Annotated in this window: 21 protein-coding genes; 3 read left to right on the forward strand and 18 right to left on the reverse strand. The window is 51.0% G+C overall.

What is annotated here, in order from left to right:
* Positions 1-4: 4 nt before the first annotated feature.
* The 4 genes from JS578_10835 to JS578_10850 all read right to left on the reverse strand — a co-directional run bounded on the left by JS578_10835 (position 5) and on the right by JS578_10850 (position 2809).
* On the reverse strand, positions 5-790 hold the full coding sequence (locus tag JS578_10835; GenBank protein ID QRX63346.1) for an energy transducer TonB: 786 nt from the start codon (positions 788-790) through the stop codon (positions 5-7).
* 38 nt (positions 791-828) lie between these two features.
* A complete protein-coding gene (locus tag JS578_10840) occupies positions 829-1236 on the reverse strand; it encodes a biopolymer transporter ExbD (protein ID QRX63347.1) in 408 nt (135 codons plus the stop codon).
* A gap of 66 nt (positions 1237-1302) precedes the next feature.
* The gene (locus JS578_10845; protein QRX63348.1) at positions 1303-2016 is read right to left on the reverse strand and encodes a MotA/TolQ/ExbB proton channel family protein; all 714 of its coding nucleotides are present in this window, start codon (positions 2014-2016) and stop codon (positions 1303-1305) included.
* A 61-nt stretch (positions 2017-2077) separates the two neighbouring features.
* Complete coding sequence (locus JS578_10850; GenBank protein QRX63349.1) at positions 2078-2809, reverse strand: pyridoxine 5'-phosphate synthase; 732 nt, start codon at positions 2807-2809, stop codon at positions 2078-2080.
* 152 nt (positions 2810-2961) lie between these two features.
* Between JS578_10850 and JS578_10855 the strand changes: the two genes are divergently transcribed.
* Together JS578_10855 and JS578_10860 are read left to right on the forward strand one after the other, a co-directional pair.
* Positions 2962-3339, forward strand: a complete 378-nt coding sequence (locus JS578_10855) for a hypothetical protein (protein QRX63350.1) — start codon at positions 2962-2964, stop codon at positions 3337-3339.
* A 26-nt stretch (positions 3340-3365) separates the two neighbouring features.
* The gene (locus JS578_10860; GenBank protein ID QRX63351.1) at positions 3366-4259 is read left to right on the forward strand and encodes an NAD kinase; all 894 of its coding nucleotides are present in this window, start codon (positions 3366-3368) and stop codon (positions 4257-4259) included.
* A 6-nt stretch (positions 4260-4265) separates the two neighbouring features.
* Here the strand turns inward: JS578_10860 and JS578_10865 are convergent, their stop codons facing one another.
* The 11 genes from JS578_10865 to pruA all read right to left on the reverse strand — a co-directional run bounded on the left by JS578_10865 (position 4266) and on the right by pruA (position 15007).
* A complete protein-coding gene (locus JS578_10865; protein ID QRX63352.1) occupies positions 4266-4448 on the reverse strand; it encodes a hypothetical protein in 183 nt (60 codons plus the stop codon).
* Positions 4449-4458: 10 nt separating this feature from the next.
* Positions 4459-5610: a sodium ion-translocating decarboxylase subunit beta gene (locus JS578_10870; protein ID QRX63353.1), complete on the reverse strand. Its 1152-nt coding sequence runs from the start codon at positions 5608-5610 to the stop codon at positions 4459-4461.
* Positions 5611-5634: 24 nt separating this feature from the next.
* Complete coding sequence (locus tag JS578_10875; GenBank protein QRX63354.1) at positions 5635-6792, reverse strand: sodium ion-translocating decarboxylase subunit beta; 1158 nt, start codon at positions 6790-6792, stop codon at positions 5635-5637.
* A gap of 15 nt (positions 6793-6807) precedes the next feature.
* Positions 6808-7248, reverse strand: a complete 441-nt coding sequence (locus JS578_10880) for an acetyl-CoA carboxylase biotin carboxyl carrier protein subunit (protein ID QRX63355.1) — start codon at positions 7246-7248, stop codon at positions 6808-6810.
* A gap of 31 nt (positions 7249-7279) precedes the next feature.
* Entirely contained in the window at positions 7280-8185 is a 906-nt protein-coding gene (locus JS578_10885) for an OadG family protein (protein ID QRX63356.1), read from the reverse strand.
* A 12-nt stretch (positions 8186-8197) separates the two neighbouring features.
* Entirely contained in the window at positions 8198-9760 is a 1563-nt protein-coding gene (locus tag JS578_10890; protein ID QRX63357.1) for an acyl-CoA carboxylase subunit beta, read from the reverse strand.
* A gap of 65 nt (positions 9761-9825) precedes the next feature.
* Positions 9826-10233 carry a methylmalonyl-CoA epimerase gene (gene mce / locus JS578_10895; GenBank protein QRX63358.1) on the reverse strand — a complete coding sequence of 136 codons (408 nt, stop codon included), beginning with the start codon at positions 10231-10233 and terminating at the stop codon, positions 9826-9828.
* Positions 10234-10342: 109 nt separating this feature from the next.
* A complete protein-coding gene (gene pfkA, locus JS578_10900; GenBank protein QRX63359.1) occupies positions 10343-11326 on the reverse strand; it encodes a 6-phosphofructokinase in 984 nt (327 codons plus the stop codon).
* 105 nt (positions 11327-11431) lie between these two features.
* Positions 11432-12325, reverse strand: a complete 894-nt coding sequence (locus JS578_10905) for a 4-hydroxy-3-methylbut-2-enyl diphosphate reductase (protein ID QRX63360.1) — start codon at positions 12323-12325, stop codon at positions 11432-11434.
* The gene (locus JS578_10910) at positions 12312-13016 is read right to left on the reverse strand and encodes a (d)CMP kinase (protein ID QRX63361.1); all 705 of its coding nucleotides are present in this window, start codon (positions 13014-13016) and stop codon (positions 12312-12314) included. The genes JS578_10905 and JS578_10910 overlap by 14 nt, the downstream gene beginning before the upstream one ends.
* A 359-nt stretch (positions 13017-13375) precedes the next feature.
* Positions 13376-15007 (reverse strand): L-glutamate gamma-semialdehyde dehydrogenase, encoded by a 1632-nt coding sequence (gene pruA, locus JS578_10915; protein ID QRX63362.1) that lies wholly within the window; start codon positions 15005-15007, stop codon positions 13376-13378.
* A 141-nt stretch (positions 15008-15148) separates the two neighbouring features.
* Here pruA and JS578_10920 point away from each other — a divergent pair, with 141 nt between their 5' ends.
* On the forward strand, positions 15149-16339 hold the full coding sequence (locus tag JS578_10920) for a proline dehydrogenase family protein (protein QRX63363.1): 1191 nt from the start codon (positions 15149-15151) through the stop codon (positions 16337-16339).
* 4 nt (positions 16340-16343) lie between these two features.
* On the opposite strand, the gene JS578_10925 is transcribed toward JS578_10920, so the two are convergent.
* The 3 genes from JS578_10925 to murA form a co-directional block, all read right to left on the reverse strand.
* Positions 16344-17378: a 2-oxoacid:ferredoxin oxidoreductase subunit beta gene (locus JS578_10925; GenBank protein QRX63364.1), complete on the reverse strand. Its 1035-nt coding sequence runs from the start codon at positions 17376-17378 to the stop codon at positions 16344-16346.
* A 2-nt stretch (positions 17379-17380) separates the two neighbouring features.
* Complete coding sequence (locus tag JS578_10930; protein ID QRX63365.1) at positions 17381-19246, reverse strand: 2-oxoacid:acceptor oxidoreductase subunit alpha; 1866 nt, start codon at positions 19244-19246, stop codon at positions 17381-17383.
* A gap of 223 nt (positions 19247-19469) precedes the next feature.
* On the reverse strand, positions 19470-20777 hold the full coding sequence (murA, locus tag JS578_10935; GenBank protein QRX63366.1) for a UDP-N-acetylglucosamine 1-carboxyvinyltransferase: 1308 nt from the start codon (positions 20775-20777) through the stop codon (positions 19470-19472).
* Between the last annotated feature and the right edge of the window lie 28 nt (positions 20778-20805).

Raw genomic sequence — 20805 nt, forward strand, 5'->3', positions numbered from 1 at the left:
TTTATTATTTAAGTCTAAACCGATAGGTGATGGTTCCCTGCTGGTTGTTCATCGAGGTGATGGCATTGAACTTGGTGCTCCTTGCCGCCTCGAGCGCTTCTTTGAGCAGGGCGGCATTGGGTAATTTGGTGCCCTTGCCGATCTCTGCATGTGTGACATTCCCTGAGGGATCAACGGTGATATTGATGACCACCGTACCTTCATCGTTCACGGTGTATCGTGGTTGCACCAACCCTCCGCTGCCCAGTGAACGGCCATCTAGGTTGAATTCTCCGATGCCGCCGGTACCTGTGGGTGAGCCTTGTGTGGCGTTACCTGTGGTGACACCCTGTGTGCCGCTCCCCTCGGTGTTGCCACGGCTTTCGGTGCTCTCGCCGAAGAGTCCCGACATTTGTTGGTTAATTTCCCGTTTACGGGCCTCCTCTTCGCGGCGTCTTCGTTCTGCCTCCTCGCGTGCGCGTTGTTCGGCGGCCAGGCGGGCCTGTCGCTCACTCTCCTCACGTTGTGCCTCAATATCGATGGTAGGCTCGTTGGTTTGGGTGATTAACGGTTCCTCGGGGGTGTTCGCCGGAGGCTCAGGTTGTTGCGCGGGCAGGGGTGTAGGTTCACTCATGGGAGGCTCGGCCGCCCCGTAGGCATCCTCCACACTGCCGAACATCACCGGGATCCCTTCCAGCTCCTCCGTTGGGGTGCTGAGTGTGAAGTAGGAGAACATCAGGATCAGCAGGAGCAATATGGCAAAAATGATTGTTCCTGCAATTCCTCCTATTTTCTCTCTGGTTATCTCCATTGTTCTCCTGTAAGCTATGGGTGAAAAAATCAATCCCTTCAGTTGGGTCTTGTCATCAGTACCATCTTGAACCGGTTCTGGTTGGCAATGTCCAGGATGCGGACAATCTCCTTGTAGGGAACGCTCTCATCGGCGTAGAGCGCTACGAAGATATCCGGTTCGGCACTGTATACCGATTGCAGGAACGGGGTGATCGCTTCAAAGGGCACCTGTCGTTCACGTTCGTTGGCGTTGGCCACATAGTAGTTCAGATCCTTGTCGATGGTTACCCGGGTGATAGGCTTGGCCTGTGCCTGTTGCTGCGACCGTGGCAGCAACACCTGTATGGCGTTGGGCACTACGATGGTCGAGGTGATCATGAAGAAAATCAGCAACAGGAAAATCACATCGGTCATCGATGCCAGGCTGAAATTCGATTCTATGTTAAATCGTTGTTTTAATGCCATATCTCTTTGATTCGGTGATTTGTTGATTGGCGATGAATCCGCAAATCGGTCAATCCGTTGTACAAGTTATACCGCCGGTTCGTTGAGGATATCCATGAACTCCATAATCCGCATCTCAAGCCTGTTGACGATACCCTTGATTCGCGTGGAGAGGTAGTTGTAGGCAAAGAGGGCGATGATACCCACAATCAGACCACCCACGGTGGTGACCAGTGCTTCGTAGATTCCGGTGGAGAGGATGTTCACATCTACGTTGGCGCCGGCACCTGCCATGCTCATAAAAGCTTTCACCATGCCTGTCACTGTTCCGAGGAAACCCACCATGGGGGCACCCGAGGCGGAGGTGGCCAGCACCGGGATCCCTTTTTCCAGTTTGGAGATCTCGATGTTGCCCTGGTTCTCAATGGCCGACATCACATCTCCCATGGGGCGTCCCAGCCGGGAGATCCCTTTCTCCACCATCCTGGCAGAGGGGGTGTCAGTGTTGCGGCAGAGGTTGAGCGCTGCGTCGATCTTGCCGTCATGGATGTAATCCTTGATACGGTTCATAAAAGAGTTGTCCTCTCTGCCGGCCTTGTTGATCACCAGTGTTCGTTCAATCAGCACATAGATGGTCATCAACAACAGCACCAGCAGAACGATCATGATCCATCCACCTTTCAGTGCCAGGTCGAATGCGTTCATCTGTGAAGCCATCTCTTCCGCAGCGGCTGTTTGCTGCATGGTGTTGTAGATTGTCTGTAGGCTGTCTGCCGGCGAGGGTATTTGTAAAAGATTCATATCAAAATGATTCTGTTATGGTTCGTTTTAGTCGATTGATAAAGATAACTGTTTTGGCTGGTCATAACACATCCGGATCCTCTTTTAAACAATTTTTATAGGCTTTTATCGTTTCTTTGAGTCCCATGTAGAGTGCATCACTGATCAGTGAGTGGCCGATGGAGACCTCCTTCAGCCAGGGGATCTGCTGCCAGAGGTAACGGAGGTTGTCGAGATTCAGGTCATGACCGGCATTGATGCCCAATCCCAGGCTCTTCGCCAGTGTAGCTGCTTCCACAAAAGGAGCCACCGCCTTCTCCCTGTCAATCGGAAATTGCATGGCGTATGGGCCGGTGTATAGTTCGATGCGATCGGTGCCGATCTGTGATGCCATTCGAATCATCTCCGGATCGGGATCCACGAAGATTGAGGTGCGTACACCCATGGACTGAAACTCGCTGATGATATCGCTCAGGAATTCTTTATGGTTGACAGTGTCCCAACCGGCATCGGAAGTGATGGCATCATGGGCATCAGGTACGAGGGTCACCTGCGCCGGTCTGATTTTTCTGATCAGGTTGATGAACTCTGGGGTGGGATTGCCTTCGATATTGAACTCCGTAAAAACCTTCGCCTGCAGGTCAAACACATCGCTGTAGCGGATGTGTCGTTGATCGGGGCGGGGATGTACCGTGATGCCTTCAGCTCCAAAATGCTGACAGTCAACAGCCACTTGTACCAGGTCAGGAATATTGCCCCCGCGTGCGTTTCGCAGCGTGGCCACCTTGTTTACATTAACGCTTAACTTCGTCATAATTTTTCACACTCTTCACTTCACATTGGCGGAACATGCAAGTTCTTTTGGTAAAGGAATAATAAAAAAACCGCATGGGTGCTCAAATAGGTAAAAAATCACCATCTTTGTAGAAGTGATACAAAAGTAATACGAAATAACCGTTTTTCGCAATGTCGGAGAAAGAAATTATCAAAAATCAGGTGGAATGGTTCACTTCTCCCCTAAGCCCCGAACAGTTCGCTGAACTCTCAGAATCAGAAAATTCGCTGATCATTCTGGAGGTGGCGCTAAGGGACTACACCCTCACTGAGATTGCCCGGATTGTGGAGAGCAACAATGCCCATGTGATGGCATTGTCTGTCTTGCCACTCTCGGGAGGATCAGCCCTGATGGTTTCTTTGAAGCTGGATGTGGATGATCCCACCTCCGTGTTGCGAAGCTTCGAACGTTTTAACTACCGGGTGGTGTATCATTTTATGCGTGAAGGTGAAGTGACCGACAAACAAAGGGAACGGCTCGACGAACTGATGTATTACCTGGAAATGTAATTTTAGAACCAAAAAGGGATAAGAGGATGAAGTTTGCTTTATTCGGCAGTATATTTCCCGACCGGACTGCCAGAGCAGAAGAACAGATCGGCGGGGTATGCCTCTCCATTATTCGGTGTGGAGGAGAACTATATCTGCCGGAGAGCTTTTTTTACACCCTGCCGGGACACATACAATCCCGCATAGGACCCTTCTGTGAGCTGGTGGATACATTGCCTCCTGTAGACATGGTATTGAGTGTGGGTGGTGATGGTACCTTTCTGCGTACAGCCGCAACAGTGGGCAACACGGGGGTCCCTGTACTGGGTATCAACACCGGACGACTTGGGTTTCTTGCAGCTATCAATTATTCGGATGTGGATGAAACATTGCAGGAGGTGATGCGCAACGATTACAAGGTGGAGGAGCGTTCTCTCCTGAAACTGACAACCGATGAGACCTTTCCTCCGGATGATTTCAATGCACATGCCCTCAATGAGGTGGCAATTCTAAAGCAGGATACCGCCTCGATGCTCACCATCCATGCCTATATCAACAACGATTATCTAACCTCCTATCAAGCCGATGGACTGGTGGTTGCCACCCCTTCCGGTTCAACTGCCTATTCACTCAGTATCGGAGGCTCCATCCTCGGCCCCACAACCCCCAGTCTGATCCTTTCGGCGATTGCTCCGCACAACCTCACCTCCCGCTCGTTGGTGGTAGACGATAGCAGTCTGATCTCACTAAAGGTGGAGAGTCGCAGCCACATGTTCCTTGTATCTGTCGACGGCCAGTCGCGCGTGCTGGAAGAAACGGTTAGTATTCAGGTGCGCAAAGCTGATTACAGACTACGAGTGGTCAAGCGCGTAGGTCACACATTTTATGAAACATTGCGTGACAAACTGATGTGGGGGGCTGATCTCAGGAAACAGGACTGACGCAATTCAGAGATTCTCATCTTCCGTAACCCTTTCCTCAGAAAACTCCTCTTCCGGTTTTTCTTCCCGGAAAGGCATCAGTCTTTCGAGCAGCAGAATCAGCAGGTAGAAAACAACCATGAAGAGAAAGATTCCTGTCATGCCAATGGCTGCAATCAGCAGTGCTTTTTCAAAAATTGGTGTCATCATCAGGTTTTTTTTAAGCGAAAAAGGGAACCAGTGTCAGGATAATACCGCCTGCCACCACTGAACCTATCTGTCCACCTACATTGGCACTGATTGCCGGCATCAGCAGGTAGTTGAAGGGGTCCTCCTTCTGTCCCATCTGGTGTATCACCCGTGCCGACATGGGAAAGGCAGAAATACCGCAGGCTCCGATCATCGGATTAAATTTGTTCCCTTCTTTGCGGAAGAGATTCAGGAACTTGGCGAAAATCACCCCGCCAAAGGTGTCAAAGACGAAGGCAAAGAGTCCCAGTGCGATGATGATTAGCGTATCTACCCTGATAAAGCGATCAGCAGTCATGGTGCTGGCGATGGTGATGCCCAGGAGTAGTGTCACCAGGCTCGCCAACTCATTTTGTGCCGAGAGGGAGAGCTTGTTGAGTACACCGCATTCACGCACCAGGTTGCCAAACATCAGGAAGCCGATCAACGATAGCGAGGAGGGGGCGATGATGCCTGCCACGATGGTGACTACAATCGGGAAAGCAATCAACGCTTGCTTCGAGATCTTCTTGCTGTTATTACCTGTCATGCGGATCAGCCTCTCCTTGCGGGATGTAAGCATCCGGATCACGGGCGGTTGAATGATCGGCACCAGGGCCATATAGGAGTATGCAGCCACGGATATGGGACCCAACAGTGATGGCGCAAAACGGGAGGCCACCACAATCGAGGTAGGTCCATCTGCAGCACCGATGATGCCGATGGAAGCTGCTTCACGCAGGTCATATCCCAGCAGGGAGGCAAAAAGCATGGTGAGGAAGATCCCAAACTGAGCGGCAGCACCAAACAACAGCAGGGAAGGGTTGCGAAAGAGGGGAGAGAAGTCGATCATCGCCCCTATGGCGATGAAAATCAGCAAGGGGAAGATCTCAGTGGCGATACCCGCCTGAAAGAAAACATTGAGTACCCCCTCCACCGCTTCACCAGTAGCCGGGTCAATCTGAGTGAGGGCCGACGAGAGAGGGATGTTCACCAGGATGGCACCAAACCCCATTGGCAGGAGCAATGTCGGCTCATATTTCCTGGCGATGGCCAGATAGATGAGGAGTACTCCTACACCTATCATGACCAAATGTTGCCAGGTCATGCCTGCAATGGCAGGCAACAACTGTTCCAGGCCCATTGCTGTGACAGTTTTGTTTTTTTATCAATAGAGGAAGCCCAGCATGATACCGGCCGCCACCGCTGAACCAATCACACCGGCCACATTGGGGCCCATGGCATGCATCAGCAGGTAGTTGGAAGGATCATATTCCAGCCCAAGTGACTGTGAAATACGGGCAGCATCGGGAACAGCAGAAACCCCTGCGTTACCGATCAGCGGGTTGATCTTCTTCTCCTTCGAGAGGAAGAGGTTCAGGAACTTCACAAAGAGCAGTCCCGTACAGGTGGCAATCACAAAGGAGAGCGCACCGATGGCAAACACTTTCACAGACTCTACACGCAGGAAGGTGGTAGCTTGCGTAGAAGCACCCACGGTGAAGCCCAGCAGGATGGTGATGGTATCAACCAGCGGTCCGCGGGCTGTTTCTGCCAGACGACGGGTAACACCTGACTCTTTCAGCAGATTGCCGAAGAAGAGCATCCCCAGCAATGGTAGACCGGAGGGTACCAGGAAAGTGGTGAGTAACATACCCATGATCGGGAAAAGGATCTTTTCGGTCTGTGACACCACACGAGGCGTTTTCATCTTGATTACCCGCTCTTGCTTGCTGGTGAAGAGTCGCATGAAAGGAGGCTGGATCACCGGCACCAGCGCCATGTAGGAGTATGCCGAGATGGCTACAGCCCCCAGCAAGTGGGGTGCCAACTTCGAGGTGGTGAAGATGGCGGTTGGTCCGTCAGCGCCACCAATGATGCCAATCGCGCCTGCTTCGTTGGGAGCAAATCCCATCTGAAGGGCAATGATATAGGCACCGAAGATTCCAAACTGTGCCGCGGCACCGATCAGGATCAGCTTCGGGTTGGCAATCAGTGCGGAGAAGTCGGTCATAGCCCCGATACCCAGGAAGATAAGCGGTGGATACCATCCTTGGGCTACACCCTGATAGAGGATGTTGAGCACCGATCCCTCTTCGTAGATGCCGATCTGCAGGTTGGCTGCCTCGTTGAAGGGTATGTTTCCCATCAGAATACCGAAGCCAATGGGAATCAGCAGCAACGGTTCATACTCCTTGGTGATGGCCAGGTAGATAAAAACCAAGCCGATCAGGATCATGATGAGGTGTCCCGGTTCCGCGTTGTAGAACCCGGTATAGCTCCAGAAGGTGCGCAGGTTGTCAGTTAATGAGATTAATGTATTCATCGTATGCGACAGCTTTTATTCGATTACTACCAGATCCGCGCCCTCGAGCACCGAATCACCTTTTTGCACAAGAATTTCGGTTACTTTACCGTTCTTGTTGGCCAGGATGTTGTTCTCCATCTTCATCGCCTCGAGAATCATCAGGGTTTGTCCCTTCTTTACCGAATCACCCACCTTACAGCGGAGATCCAGGATGACACCCGGCAATGGTGATTGTACCGAACTCTTGCCAGCGGCAACGCTCGGCTTGGTCACCAGCGGCGTGGAGGAGCTCTGTGGGGTAGGTGAGCTTACTGTACTAGGTCGTTTCACTCCCGCCAGGGATTTTTTCTTTTTCTGTGCGAGCTCAACGGTAAAAGGGGTGCCGTTTACCTCCAGCTCTACAATCTCGCTGTCTGATTTGTTGACCACCACTCTGTAGGGGGTACCGTTGATTTTATAGTTGAATTCTTTCATACGTTTGTTCTGTTTTTCTTTTTGTAACTGATTATCTGGGTAATTCCCGCATCGATTGACGTTTGGTACTCCAGGGTGAGAAGTTGCGTTTCACCTGATGGATGGTGAGGATGGTAGACTCAATATCATGCTGATCTTCCTTCAGCTCATGAATAGCTGCCGAGATGGCTGCCAGCACTTCACCCGAAAGGTGCGACTGGCTGCGGGCAGCTGATAGGGTACCGCTCTTTGCCACTTTCTTTTGGGTCATACTCTTGGCAATATTGCCGGAGAGCTTGAAGAAGAAATAGAGTGCGATAAGCCCCAGGAATACCACCAGCATCGATGTGAAGGTCAGCAGTCCTCCATCGGCATCATTCTCTTTCAGATACTTTACTTTGGGGTTCTCCTCCAGAATGGCGTTGTTGCTGCTGGGGGTCACACGTTCCAGTAACTGAGCTGTGTGAGTGCCTTCTTCATTATACTTGAATCCATCCTGGTCATACCCGAAGGTCTGGTCGGCCAGCATGCCGGCGGGGACAGTGATCTCATCGAGCAGTGTCTTGCCATCATTGTCATAGAGTCCAATCCAGTTCTCTTTTGCTGGGTCAAGTAGGAAATTGAGATGGAAGGTGCCGTTTATAGGTTTCTCATCAGCAAAGAAGAGTGCATGTTGATGTGGTTTTACACGGGTGAGCACATCTCCGCGTGGGATTGCATATTTTTTTGGATTATTAGGATCGTTGCTTAAATAACGACCCCCTAAGTCCATCGTCTTGGCGGTATTGTTGTAGATCTCGATCCAGGCATGGCGCTGGCCATAACCGTCCATGAAACTGCTCTCATTGACAACCATCACCTCGTTGATCACCCATTCCGGGTTTTTCACCTTGGAGGAGCAGCCGCTGAGCAATGCCACCGTAGCAAAAAGAAATATTATTTGTTTGATAACTCTCATACTAAGCTGCATTTAAAGTGGTAAATTGTCGTGCTTCTTGGGCGGGTTCTGCAGTTTCTTGGTCTGCAGCTGCTGCAGTGCACGGATAACCCGGAAACGGGTGTTGCGCGGTTCGATCACATCATCGATGTATCCATAACGTGCTGCCACATATGGATTGGTGAAGAGGTCGTTGTACTCTTTCTTTTTTTCGTTCACCAATTCAGCCAGTTTCTCCGTATCTTTTTCAGCGCCAATCTCCTTGCTGTAGAGCACTTCCACTGCCCCTTCAGCTCCCATTACCGCGATCTCGGCAGTAGGCCAGGCATAGTTGATGTCACCACGAAGCTGTTTGCAGCTCATAACGATATGGGCTCCTCCGTAGGACTTACGCAGTGTGACGGTCACTTTGGGTACGGTGGCTTCGCCGTATGCGTAAAGCAGCTTGGCGCCGTGGGTAATCACACCACCGTACTCCTGACCGGTTCCGGGAAGGAAGCCGGGCACGTCTACCAACGTTACCAGAGGGATGTTGAAGGCATCGCAAAAGCGTACAAAACGGGCAGCTTTACGGGAAGCATTGATGTCGAGGACACCTGCAAGGAACTTGGGCTGGTTGGCCACGATTCCCACCGACTGACCGTTCATGCGGGCAAAACCGACGATGATGTTCTTGGCATAGTCGGCATGCACCTCGAGGAACTCACCATTGTCGATGAGTGCACCAATCACCTCATACATGTCATAGGGTTTGTTGGGGCTGTCGGGGATAATATCGTTCAATCCATCTTCGAGACGATCGATGGGATCATCGTTGGGGTATAGCGGTGCTTCTTCCAGGTTGTTCTGGGGGATATAGCTGAGCAACTTTCGGATCAGCTTCATGCCATCCTCTTCGGTCTGTACCTGAAACTGTGATACGCCCGATTTTGAAGAGTGTACAGAGGCGCCACCCAGCTGCTCCTGGGTCACATCTTCGCCGGTGACTGATTTTACTACCTTGGGACCGGTAAGAAACATGTAGGAGGTGCCCTGGCTCATGATGATGAAGTCGGTGAGAGCCGGTGAATAAACCGAACCACCGGCACAGGGGCCGAAGATGCCGGAGATCTGAGGAATCACTCCCGATGCCAGGATGTTGCGTTGGAAGATCTCTGCATAGCCTGCCAGGGCATTCACCCCTTCCTGGATGCGGGCTCCACCCGAGTCGTTGATTCCGATCAGGGGGGCTCCCATCTTCATGGCCTGGTCCATTACCTTACAGATCTTTTGTGCATGCATCTCTGAGAGGGATCCACCGGAGACGGTGAAATCCTGTGCGAAGATGTATATCAGGCGTCCTTCAATAGTGCCGTAACCGGTTACAACGCCATCGCCAAGGAATTTGGTTTTTTCCATGCCGAAATTGTAGCAGCGATGTTCCACGAACATGTCGAACTCTTCGAAGCTGCCTTCGTCAAGCAGCATGGCAATTCGTTCGCGTGCCGTATATTTGCCTTTCAGGTGTTGTGATTCGATTCTCTTCTCACCCCCGCCTATGCGTGCTTTTTCGCGTAGTTGGATAAGCTCTTTTACTTTCTCGAGTTGGTTGCTCATATGAATGCAATTATAATGTGATGTGTTATTTGATGTTGCGGTTGTTGGTCAAATGGCAGTTGCGGTTATTCAGGATGTTCGCACAGCTCGGTCAGCACGCTGCCGGTAGATTTTGGGTGCAGGAAGGCAATGTTGAGCCCCTCAGCACCTCCGCGCGGTTGCTGATCAATCAGGCGCACCCCTTTGGATTCCATCTCCTTCAAAGACTCTCCAAGGTTCTTGGTGGCATAGGCGATGTGGTGGATCCCTTCACCTCTTTTTTCGATGAACTTGGCAATGGTACTCTCTTCACTGGTTGGTTCCAGCAACTCTATCTTAGTCTGGCCGACCATGAAAAAGGCTGTTTTTACCTTCTGATCTTCCACTGTCTCAATGTTGTAGCATTTCAATCCCAGAATCCCTTCGTAATAGGGCAGTTGTTCTTCAATGCTCTTCACTGCGATGCCGATGTGTTCAATGTGTGTTATTTCCATATATAATTAATTGATTAATTTGTCTATAAGCTACAAAAGTACCGCTTTCAATTCGGAAAATATGTTAAACGTGGAGATTTATTTTCCTTCTCGTCATTCATCTCTGCGCTCAGATTGATGAGATGCGCAGCACTTCAAGCAACTCCTCGCTGATCTCTCTTTCTTTACGGATGGCTCGCTTGAAAGGCACATAGTCAATCTCATTCTCCCTGATGCCAATCATCACATTACGCTGGTGTTCCAGCAATGCCTGGATGGCGGCAATACCCATGCGGCTGGCCAGAATGCGATCCTGCGCCGTAGGTGACCCTCCACGTTGCAGGTGCCCCAGGATAGAAACACGTACGTCGTACTGTGGATACTCCTTCTTCACCCGCTGTGCAAGTTTCATGGCGCCACCGGTCACCTCGCTCTCGGTAACCAGAACCATGCTACTGCTCTTTGATTTGCGGAATCCCTGCTCAATCAGTTCACCCAACTGGTCTTTCTCAATGCTGATCTCCGGGATAATAGCTGCCTCGGCACCGGAGGCGATGGCACTGTTGAGTGCCAGGTAGCCACAATTTCGTCCCATCACCTCTACGAAGAAGAGTCGTTCGTGTGAGGTGGCAGTGTCGCGTATTTTGTCCATCGACTCCATGATGGTGTTGAGTGCAGTGTCGTAGCCGATGGTTGTATCAGTGCCATTAAGGTCATTGTCGATGGTACCGGGGAGACCAACCACCGGGATGTTGAACTCGTTTGCAAAGATACTGGCACCGGTGAGCGATCCGTCACCACCAATTACCACAAGGGCATCGATACCATGCTTCTGCATGTTCTCATAAGCGATCTTTCGTCCCTCTTCGGTCATGAACTCGAGTGAACGAGCTGTTTTCAGAATGGTGCCTCCCTGCTGGATAATGTTGCTGACACTGTTGGTCTTGAATTCAACAATCTCATCTGTGATGAGGCCCTTGTAACCTCTATAGATGCCGTAAACACGCATTCCGTTTGAAATGCCGGCGCGGGTGACTGCGCGAATGGCTGCGTTCATACCCGGGGCGTCACCTCCGGAAGTGAGAACCCCTACGCTTTTGATATGTGACTCCATAATGATTGTATCTATTCGTAAGATTACAGGTTACCTGCGTGATAACCCTCAAATCAACAAGGCGCAAAGATACGTTTTTTTAGTGATGACACAAAAAAAGCTGCTTCAAAAAGCAGCTCTTTCAGGTTCTGATTGTGGCATCAGTTTTTTGACAATATCGGCAACCGCTTCCATCTGCCATTGTGGAGTGGAGGTAGCACCACAGATGCCGATGCTAATCTCTTCCCGGAGCCACTCCGGGTCCACCTCTTCGGGAGTGTGAATGAGGTAGGAGTTAGGGTTCCTGCTCTTGCATTCATCAAACAGCACCTTTCCGTTTGAACTTTTTTCACCGGCAATGAAGATAATCAGGTCGTGACTCGACGCAAACTCCCGGATATTGGGTACCCGGTTAGATACCTGTCGGCAGATGGAGTCGTTGAAAAAGAAGGATGCTCCCTCCTCCATCCTTGCTTTGATCAATTTACCGATTTCATAAAAACCCTCCAGCGGCTTCGTGGTTTGTGAGAAGAGGCTGATGTCGCGTGAGAAATCGAGTTTATCAATCTCCTCCTTGCTCTCAATAATGATGGCTGACTCGCGGGTCTGACCCATCAACCCTTTCACCTCGGCGTGTCCTCTCTTCCCGTAGATCACTATTTGAATCCCGTTGTCAACTCCAAGTTCATATTTTTTCCTGATCTTCTTCTGCAGTCCCAATACCACCGGGCAGGAGGCATCGATCAACTCAATGTTGTTCTGTTTCGCTATCTCATAGGTGCTGGGGGGTTCTCCATGTGCGCGTAGCAGCACCTTGACATTTTTTAGTTCCTTCAATTGTTCGTGATCGATGGTGATCATCCCCATCTTTTCCAGTCGTTCCACTTCGATACTGTTGTGGACGATATCGCCCAGGCAGTAAAGAAACCCATCTTTTTTCAATTCCTCTTCAGCCCGGGTGATCGCTTTGGCAACTCCAAAGCAGCATCCTGACTGTCGGTCTATCTCAATTTTGTTCATTGTTCGCTGTGATTTTGTGATACATATCCAGTGCCCACCGCAACTGCTCATCAATGCCGATATGAGAGTTATCCAGTTCCAGGGCATCGTCTGCCTTGCGCAGAGGGCTCTCCGCGCGGGTGGTGTCCCGCTGGTCCCGCTCTTTCACGTTGGCAAGTACTTCGGCAAAAACGGGATTTTCTCCCTTCCCCTTCATCTCGTCAAAACGACGCCGGGCTCGTACCTCGGGTGAGGCGGTAAGATAGAGTTTTAGCTCTGCATCCGGAAAGACTACCGTGCCAATGTCGCGGCCATCCATTACCACACCCTTTTCTTTGCCCATCAGTTGTTGCTGTCGTACCAGTTCGCGCCGTACGAAAGGGAGGGTGCTGATACGGCTGGCGCCGTTGGCCGCCTCCAGGGTGCGAATCTCCTGCTCCACGTTCTCACCATTGAGGTAGGTCTCCTGCTCTCCCTGTGAGTTCTTGTAGAATGTAATCACCATGCCGGAGATATGTTTTTCCAACTGCTCCTGATTCATATCCTCTTCTGTGATCCAGCCGTTGCGGAGCGCATGGAGGGCAACGGCACGGTACATGGCGCCGCTGTCGATGTAGGTGTATCCCAACTCTCTTGCCAGACCTTTGGCAATGGTGCTCTTGCCACACGAGGAGAAACCATCGACGGCAATGTTGATCTTTTTGTTGTCCATTATTTGATCTTCGTTCCCTGCATAAACACCCCACAAAGGTAGATTGTTTTTTCTTGAAGTTCATTTAACAGATGCAAACAGAATGGAAAAAGAGGCCGTCTCAGGTTTGCAGGATTTTGGCATCTATTAGGAAGCTCTTCTTATATTCTAAGTTAATTGCATCTTTATACCCACTCCGATAAATATTGGAGTGGGTATAAGGGTGCAATAAGGGTGCAATAAGGATAGAGACTCTGTGAACCCTGTCTCGTCCTGAAATAGGGTTAGAATAATGGTGACTTAAAACAAAAAAAAGGCCGTCTCATGTTTTATGAGACGGCATCTTTCTTACGAGGGTATCCGGGATCAGTTCCGCATGATTACTCTTCCAGGAAGTTGGGATAGAGATAGTCGGTAGCAGGTACAAAGGTCTCCTTGATGCATTGTGGTGACACCCAGCGTAGCATGTTGAACACTGAACCTGCCTTGTCGTTGGTCCCTGAGCCGCGGCCACCGCCGAAGGGCTGCTGATCAACCACCGCACCGGTTGGTTTGTCGTTGATGTAGAAGTTGCCGGCGGTGTGCATCAACCGGGTGGTCATCTTTTCAATGCGAGCCCTGTCGGCTGAGAAGATGGCACCGGTGAGTGCATAGTCGGTGGTGGTGTCGAGGATGTTCATCGTTTCCTCCAGTTTGTCAGGTTCATAAAGATAGACAGTGAGTATGGGGCCAAACAGTTCTTCTCGCATGGTAATGTAGTCCGCCTTTTTCGCCAGGATTACGGTGGGCTGGATAAAGTAGCCTTCCGTTTTGTCGTATGTGCCGCCACAGACGATCTCCGCATCAGGGGATGCTTTGGCATCATCGATTACGGCTGCCAGCTTGTCGAACGACTCTTCGTCGATCACGGCGTTCACAAAGTTGCTGAAATCGTCCACCACACCCGTCTTGATTCTGGCGAGGTCATCAGTGACATAATGCCTTACCTCCTCCCACATGTTGGTGGGTATATAGGCGCGTGAAGCGGCTGAGCATTTCTGTCCCTGGTACTCAAAAGCCCCACGGGTGATGGCGGTGGCCACCTGCTTCGCGTTGGCGCTCTTCTCGGCCAGTATATAATCCTTGCCACCAGTTTCACCCACGATGCGCGGGTAGGATTTGTAATGTCCGATGTTGCCGGCGATGGTCCCCCACATACCGTTGAAAACAGCTGTCGAGCCGGTGAAGTGGAGACCTGCAAAGTCGCGGTGATTGAACACCACTTCGGCTGCTTCCCTGCCGCCGGCGTAGACCAGGTTGATCACCCCGTCAGGGAGTCCCGCCTCCTGTAGGACCTTCATGATGAGGTGCGCCGACCAGACAGCAGTCTTCGATGGTTTCCATACTACCGTATTGCCCATCAGCGCGGGAGCTCCTCCCAGGTTGCCTGCTATTGAGGTGAAGTTGAACGGGGTAAGTGCGAAGATGAATCCTTCAAGTGGCCGCCATACCATCCTGTTCCAGATGCCGGGTGATGAGTTGGGTTGCATCCCGTAGATTTCAACCATGTTCTTTACATTGTATCGGTAGAAGTCCACCAGTTCACAAACCGCATCGATCTCCGACTGATAGGCATTTTTCGACTGTCCTATCATGGTCACGGCATTGAATTCACTGCGGTAGGGACCTGCAATCAGCTCGGCAGCCTTGAGGAAGATGGCTGCTCGGCTCTCCCAATGCATTGCCTCCCAGGCCGGCTTGGCTTTCAGAGCTGCTTCGATGGCCATCTGCACATGACTCTTGTCTCCCTGGTGGTAGTGTCCCAGTAGTTGCCGGTGATTGTGAGGAGGGCGTATGTCATGGAGGTTGCCGGTACGTATTTCATTGCCACCGATGATCATTGGCAGGTCGAGCACGCCACGGTTGAGTTCATCGAGTTTGCTTTTCAGCGCTGTTCTTTCCGGTGATCCGGGTGCATAACTTTTCACCGGCTCGTTTTTCACGTCGGGAAGATGATAAATTCCTTTTGGCATAATGATTTTGTTTGTGGTTTCTGACTGATACAAATATATTGAAAAAAGTCGGATGAAAATAGATTGTAAAAATATATTTTAATCACCTTGAATTGTTTTTTTATTATTTTTGTGTCAAATCTAATTACTTTACTAGCACACATGCAATCAGGAAAAACCAATCATCTCGATTTCAGCAACTGTGAAACCGCATTCCGTGACCAATCCAACAACAGCCTGTGGCAAGCGTATCAACTTTTTAGGGTGATGAACAATAAACAGCTGGTTTGCCTGGGAAAGAATCTGGTCAACATTTCGCTTGCCCTCCACCTGCCTGTGAAGGGTGTCATTCGCAATACAATCTATCGTCATTTTGTTGGGGGGGAGTCGATTGATGACTGCAGCCGTACGATACAGCGATTGAGTGAACGAAACGTACAATCGATCCTTGATTATGCTTTGGAGGGAGAGGAATCAGAGGAGGTGTTTGATGCCACCTGCAGGGAGGTGATTCGAACCGTTGAATATGCCCACCAAAACAAAAGTGTTCCTTTTAGTGCATTTAAAATTACCGGTCTTGGATGTTTCGACCTGCTTGAGAAGGTGAGTGCCCGGTTGCCGCTCACGAATGAGGAGAGGGATGCCTACAGAAGAGTGGAGGAAAGGGTGGAGTCTATCTTTCGACGGGGTTATGAACTGAATGTTCCTGTGTTGATCGATGCAGAGGAGAGCTGGATCCAACCCGTGCTTGATGAGATGGTGATGCGGTTGATGGCAAAGTACAACAGTGAGAGGGCAATCGTTCAGAACACCTACCAGATGTACCGTCACGACAGCATCGATCGGATCAGGAAGCATCATTTGATGGCACTCGAGGGAGGATTCCGCTTCGGGTTGAAGATCGTCCGGGGGGCATACATGGAGAAGGAACGGGCACGTGCTCTTGAGAAAGGATACCCCTCTCCAATCCAGCCGGATAAGGATGCCACCGACAGGGACTTTGATGCCATCATCCGCTATTTCATGGAACATCACGCTACCATCGAATTTATGGTGGCTACACACAACGAGGCCAGCTCAATGTTGCTTGCTTCGCTGATCGACTCCGTAGGCCTGCCTCGCAATCAGCAAGGCATTTACTTCTCACAGCTCTACGGAATGAGTGACCACATCACCTTTAACCTGGCGGAGATGGGTTTCAACGTGGCTAAATATGTCCCGTACGGCGAGGTGAAGACGATGATGCCCTACCTCTTCCGACGAGCCGAAGAGAATTCATCGGTGAAGGGACAGACCAGTCGCGAGTTGAAGATGATCCGGGAAGAGATCCGGAGGAGAAAGCAGGCCGATTAGCACATCATTTCACCTCCCAAACGTTGGAAGAAGATAACAGGAAATCGGTGAAGGATCTTTTCGGGTTTTTCTGCTGTACCTCCTCTATCTGTTGTTCGTAGTCCTTCTCATAGGTGGGTGCCTCAACACTGCGGATCACCCCGAGTGCCACGGGCAGCTCGTTGGTAGTGTCCATCAGCGCCAGTTTCATCTGCAGGGTATTGTCCTTCGAAGTAGCGTCGTGTACCAGTACATCCTCCAGTGTATAGCCTTCCTCGCCGATGGTAACTGCTTTCAGGTTCCACCCCTCGAGTACCAATCCCTTATCATTCTCCTTGCCGAAGAGCATCTTCTCACCGTGACGCAGGGTGATGGTGTTGTCTGCTTTCCAGTTGCGATCACTAATCTTGTTGTGGATGCCGTCGTTGAAGATGACACAGTTCTGCAGCACCTCCACAACGGAGGTTCCTTTGTGACGGGCGGCTTCTACCATCACATCCACCTGGGTCTTCATGTCTACGTCGATGGCACGGGCGAAGAAGGTTCCCCTGGCACCGAAGCAAAGCTCTGCCGGGTGAAAGGGATCTTCCACCGTACCATAGGGGGATGACTTTGAAACGAACCCACGTGAGGAGGTGGGGGAGTACTGTCCCTTGGTGAGTCCGTAAATTTTGTTGTTGAACAACAGGATGTTGATGTCAACGTTGCGGCGGACAGCATGGATGAAATGATTGCCCCCGATGGCGAGTGAATCTCCGTCACCGGTAGCTACCCACACGCTCAGGGCGGGATTCGCTACCTTCACACCGGTGGCGATGGCAGCGGCACGGCCGTGGATGCTGTGAAACCCGTAGGTGTTCATGTAGTAGGGCAATCGCGAGGAACATCCGATACCTGAAATGACAGCAGTGTTGTGAGGATCTACGTTCAGTTCTGCCAGTGCTTTGTGTAGGCAAGTCAGGATGGCGTAGTCGCCGCAACCGGGACACCAGCGCACCGCATTTTCGCTCTTGTAATCCTTTGCGAGATATTTCTGATATTTTATTTCTGTTGCTTCCATGCTTATTTTCCTTCCATCATTTGGGTAAATGCTTCAACCATATCACTCACCTTGAAGGGTTGACCCTCCACTTTGTTGTACTTGCAAATGTTATTCAGATCGGCGAACTGACCGTTGAGGTAGTTGGCGAACTGGCCGTTATTCTGTTCAGCCACAATGATTTTCTTGTAGCGTTTTAACAGTTCGTGGCTGTTGGCAGGGAGGGGGGAGATGTACCGGAAATGGGCATATGCCACCTTTTTACCGTTGTCGCGCAACCGCAACATGGTCTCCAGGAGGTGACCATGGGTGCCGCCCCATCCGACAATCAGTGTATCTGCATCGGGGTCACCCAGCACCTCCTGCTCGGGTATGAAGTTGGCTATGTTGTCGATCTTCTGTTTACGGATGTTGACCATTCGCTGGTGGTTCTCCGGATTGGAAGAGATAACTCCGGTGAGCAGATCCTTCTCTAAACCGCCGATGCGGTGCATATAGCTGGGTGTTCCGGGTACCCCCCAATATCTTACCAGTGTGTCTTCGTCACGCATAAATGGTTTCCATTCACCGGCATCCCCATTGAAGTGGGTTTGAACAAAGTGAGGGTTGATGTCCGGATACTCTTTCATATCGGGTATCTTCCAGGCAGAAGATCCGTTTGCGATGTAGCCGTCAGTGAGCAGTATCACCGGTGTCATGTGCTCCAGTGCAATCTTGCTGGCAGCGTAAGCGCTTTCGAAGCAGTCAATAGGGGAGGCTGCGGCCATCACTACCAGGGGACTCTCACCGTTGCGGCCGTAGAGAGCCTGGTTCAGGTCTGTCTGCTCACTCTTGGTGGGCATCCCCGTGGAGGGACCACTACGCTGCACGTCGATCACCACAAGGGGTAGCTCGGTCATCACCGCCAGTCCCAGTGCCTCACTTTTCAATGCCAACCCCGGTCCTGATGTGGAGGTGGCCGCAAGGCTACCGGCAAATGCAGCACCAATGGAGGAGGTGATCCCTGCAATTTCATCTTCCATCTGCAGGGCTTTCACGCCGAAGTCCTTCCTCTTGGCCAACTCCTGCAGGATGTCGGTCGCCGGTGTGATGGGGTAGGAGCCCAGGAAGAGCTGTAACCCTGCCTTCTCAGCGGCCGCAATCAATCCGTAGGCAGTGGCGGTGTTTCCGTTCACGTCAGTATAGAAGCCTTTTGTGGCTTCGATTGGTTCGATCCGGTAAGTCGAGGCGGTAAGGTGTATGTTGTTGCCGTAGTTGTAGCCGTCGGTCAGTGCTTTGATGTTGGCAACGACGATCTTCGGCCGTTTGGCAAACTTTTGTTCCAGTAATTTGTCGGCGATCTCCAGTGGTCGGTTGAAGAGCCAGCAGACGATGCCCAGGGCGAACATGTTCTTGCAGCGCAGCATCTCCTTGTTTTCCAGTCCCGAGTCTTCCAGGGATGATTTGGTCATCGAGGTGATGGCTACCCCTATTGGTTGTATATCCTGCAGGTTTAGTTCTTCAAAGGGATCCTGCGTCTTGAAGAGTGCCTTGTCCATATCTTTCTTCTGAAAGGAGTCGGTGTCGAACAATACGATTGAACCCTTTTTCAAATAAGGAGCATTGACTTTCAGCGCTGCCGGGTTCATCGCCACCAGCACATCAGTTTTGTCACCAGAGTTATAAACATCTTTCGCACCGATGCGTACCTGAAAACCGGATACACCATGCAGCGATCCCTGTGGTGCCCGGATCTCAGCCGGGAAATCGGGGAAGGTCGCTATCTCGTTGCCGAAGATTGCTGAAAGGGTGGAGAAAAGGGTGCCCGAGAGCTGCATCCCGTCGCCGGAGTCACCGGAAAAACGGATGGTTACTTGTTTAATGTCGGTTACGACCGCATTCGTTGGCATAATTACTAGTTGTGGTTAATGAGTCGTTATCACTCTGATTTGTGTTCAGGGGTCAGCAAGCAACATTTGTTTGTTGATCTCTTCAAATGAATCTGCAAAGTAATAAAAGAGTGACCTAAAAAGCAAATAAATCGTGCAAACAGCCACTCAATTTTTTTGAACCTCAGAACATTTATCCCGATTAGACCATTAAGTGGGCGTACCGGATATGTTATATGAATCATCAGGATAATCGTTCAATCTGAGCTCCCAATGCATTCAATCGGCGGTCTATCTGCTGATAACCTCTGTCAATCTGGTCGATGTTGTGAATGGTGCTTTTCCCTTTTGCACTCATTGCTGCAATCAGCAGGGAGATACCGGCACGGATGTCGGGCGAGGTCATGGTCGTCCCTTTCAGGTAAAAAAGGTTGTCCAGGCCAATCACCACTGCCCGATGAGGGTCGCAGAGGATGATCTGCGCACCCATGTCGATCAGCTTGTCGACGAAAAAGAGACGGCTCTCGAACATCTTTTGATGGATCAGCACGCTCCCTTTGGCCTTGGTAGCCACCACCAGCATCACACTCAGCAGGTCAGGGGTTAATCCCGGCCAGGGGGCATCTGCGATAGTGAGGATGGACCCGTCGATGAATGACTCAATGGTATAACTTTCCTGACGGGGGATGAAAAGATCATCTTCCTGTTGTTCAATGGTGATGCCGAGTCGGCGGAAACTATCCGGAATGATTCCCAGGTTGGCTACAGAGGTGTCCTTGATGGTGATCTCAGAGGCGGTCATGGCTGCCATGCCGATGAAGCTGCCAATCTCAATCATGTCCGGCAGAAGACGGTGGCGGCAACCTGACAGTTGTGAGACACCCTTTACCGTCAACCTGTTGGAACCGATACCCTCAATGCGTGCGCCCATGCGCACCAGCATACGGCTCAGTTGCTCCACGTATGGCTCACAGGCCGCGTTATAGATGATGGTCTCCCCCTCTGCCAGTACAGCTGCCATCAGTAGGTTGGCGGTGCCGGTCACCGATGCCTCATCGAGCAGGATATAGGAGCCGTTTAGTTTTGATGCGGTGAGGGTGAAGAGTTTTTTTTGCTCGTTGTAGATCATGTGAGCTCCCAGTTTCATGATACCATTGAAATGGGTGTCGAGCCTACGGCGTCCGATCTTGTCACCACCCGGTTGGGGGACTACCGCCTCTCCAAATCGGGCGAGCAGGGGACCGATGATCATGATGGACCCGCGAAGAGAAGCACTCTTTCGCATGAAGTCATCAGACTGGATGTAGGCGAGATCGATCCGATCGGCGCGGAAAGCGTAGGCGCTCTCGTTGAGCCTTTCTACATTTACACCCATCTCCTGCAGCAACCGTATCAGGTTGTTGACATCCAGGATGTCGGGAATATTTTCAATTATGACCTCTTCACTTGTGAGCAGTGTTGCGCAGATCACTTGTAACGCCTCATTCTTGGCTCCTTGCGGGGTGATGGTTCCGCTTAAACTGTGTCCGCCTTCAATGATAAATGATGCCATATTCAATCGTTTTTTTCTGTTCTTCTCT

The organism is Dysgonomonadaceae bacterium zrk40 (genome assembly GCA_016916535.1).
Classification (GTDB): domain Bacteria; phylum Bacteroidota; class Bacteroidia; order Bacteroidales; family Dysgonomonadaceae; genus Proteiniphilum.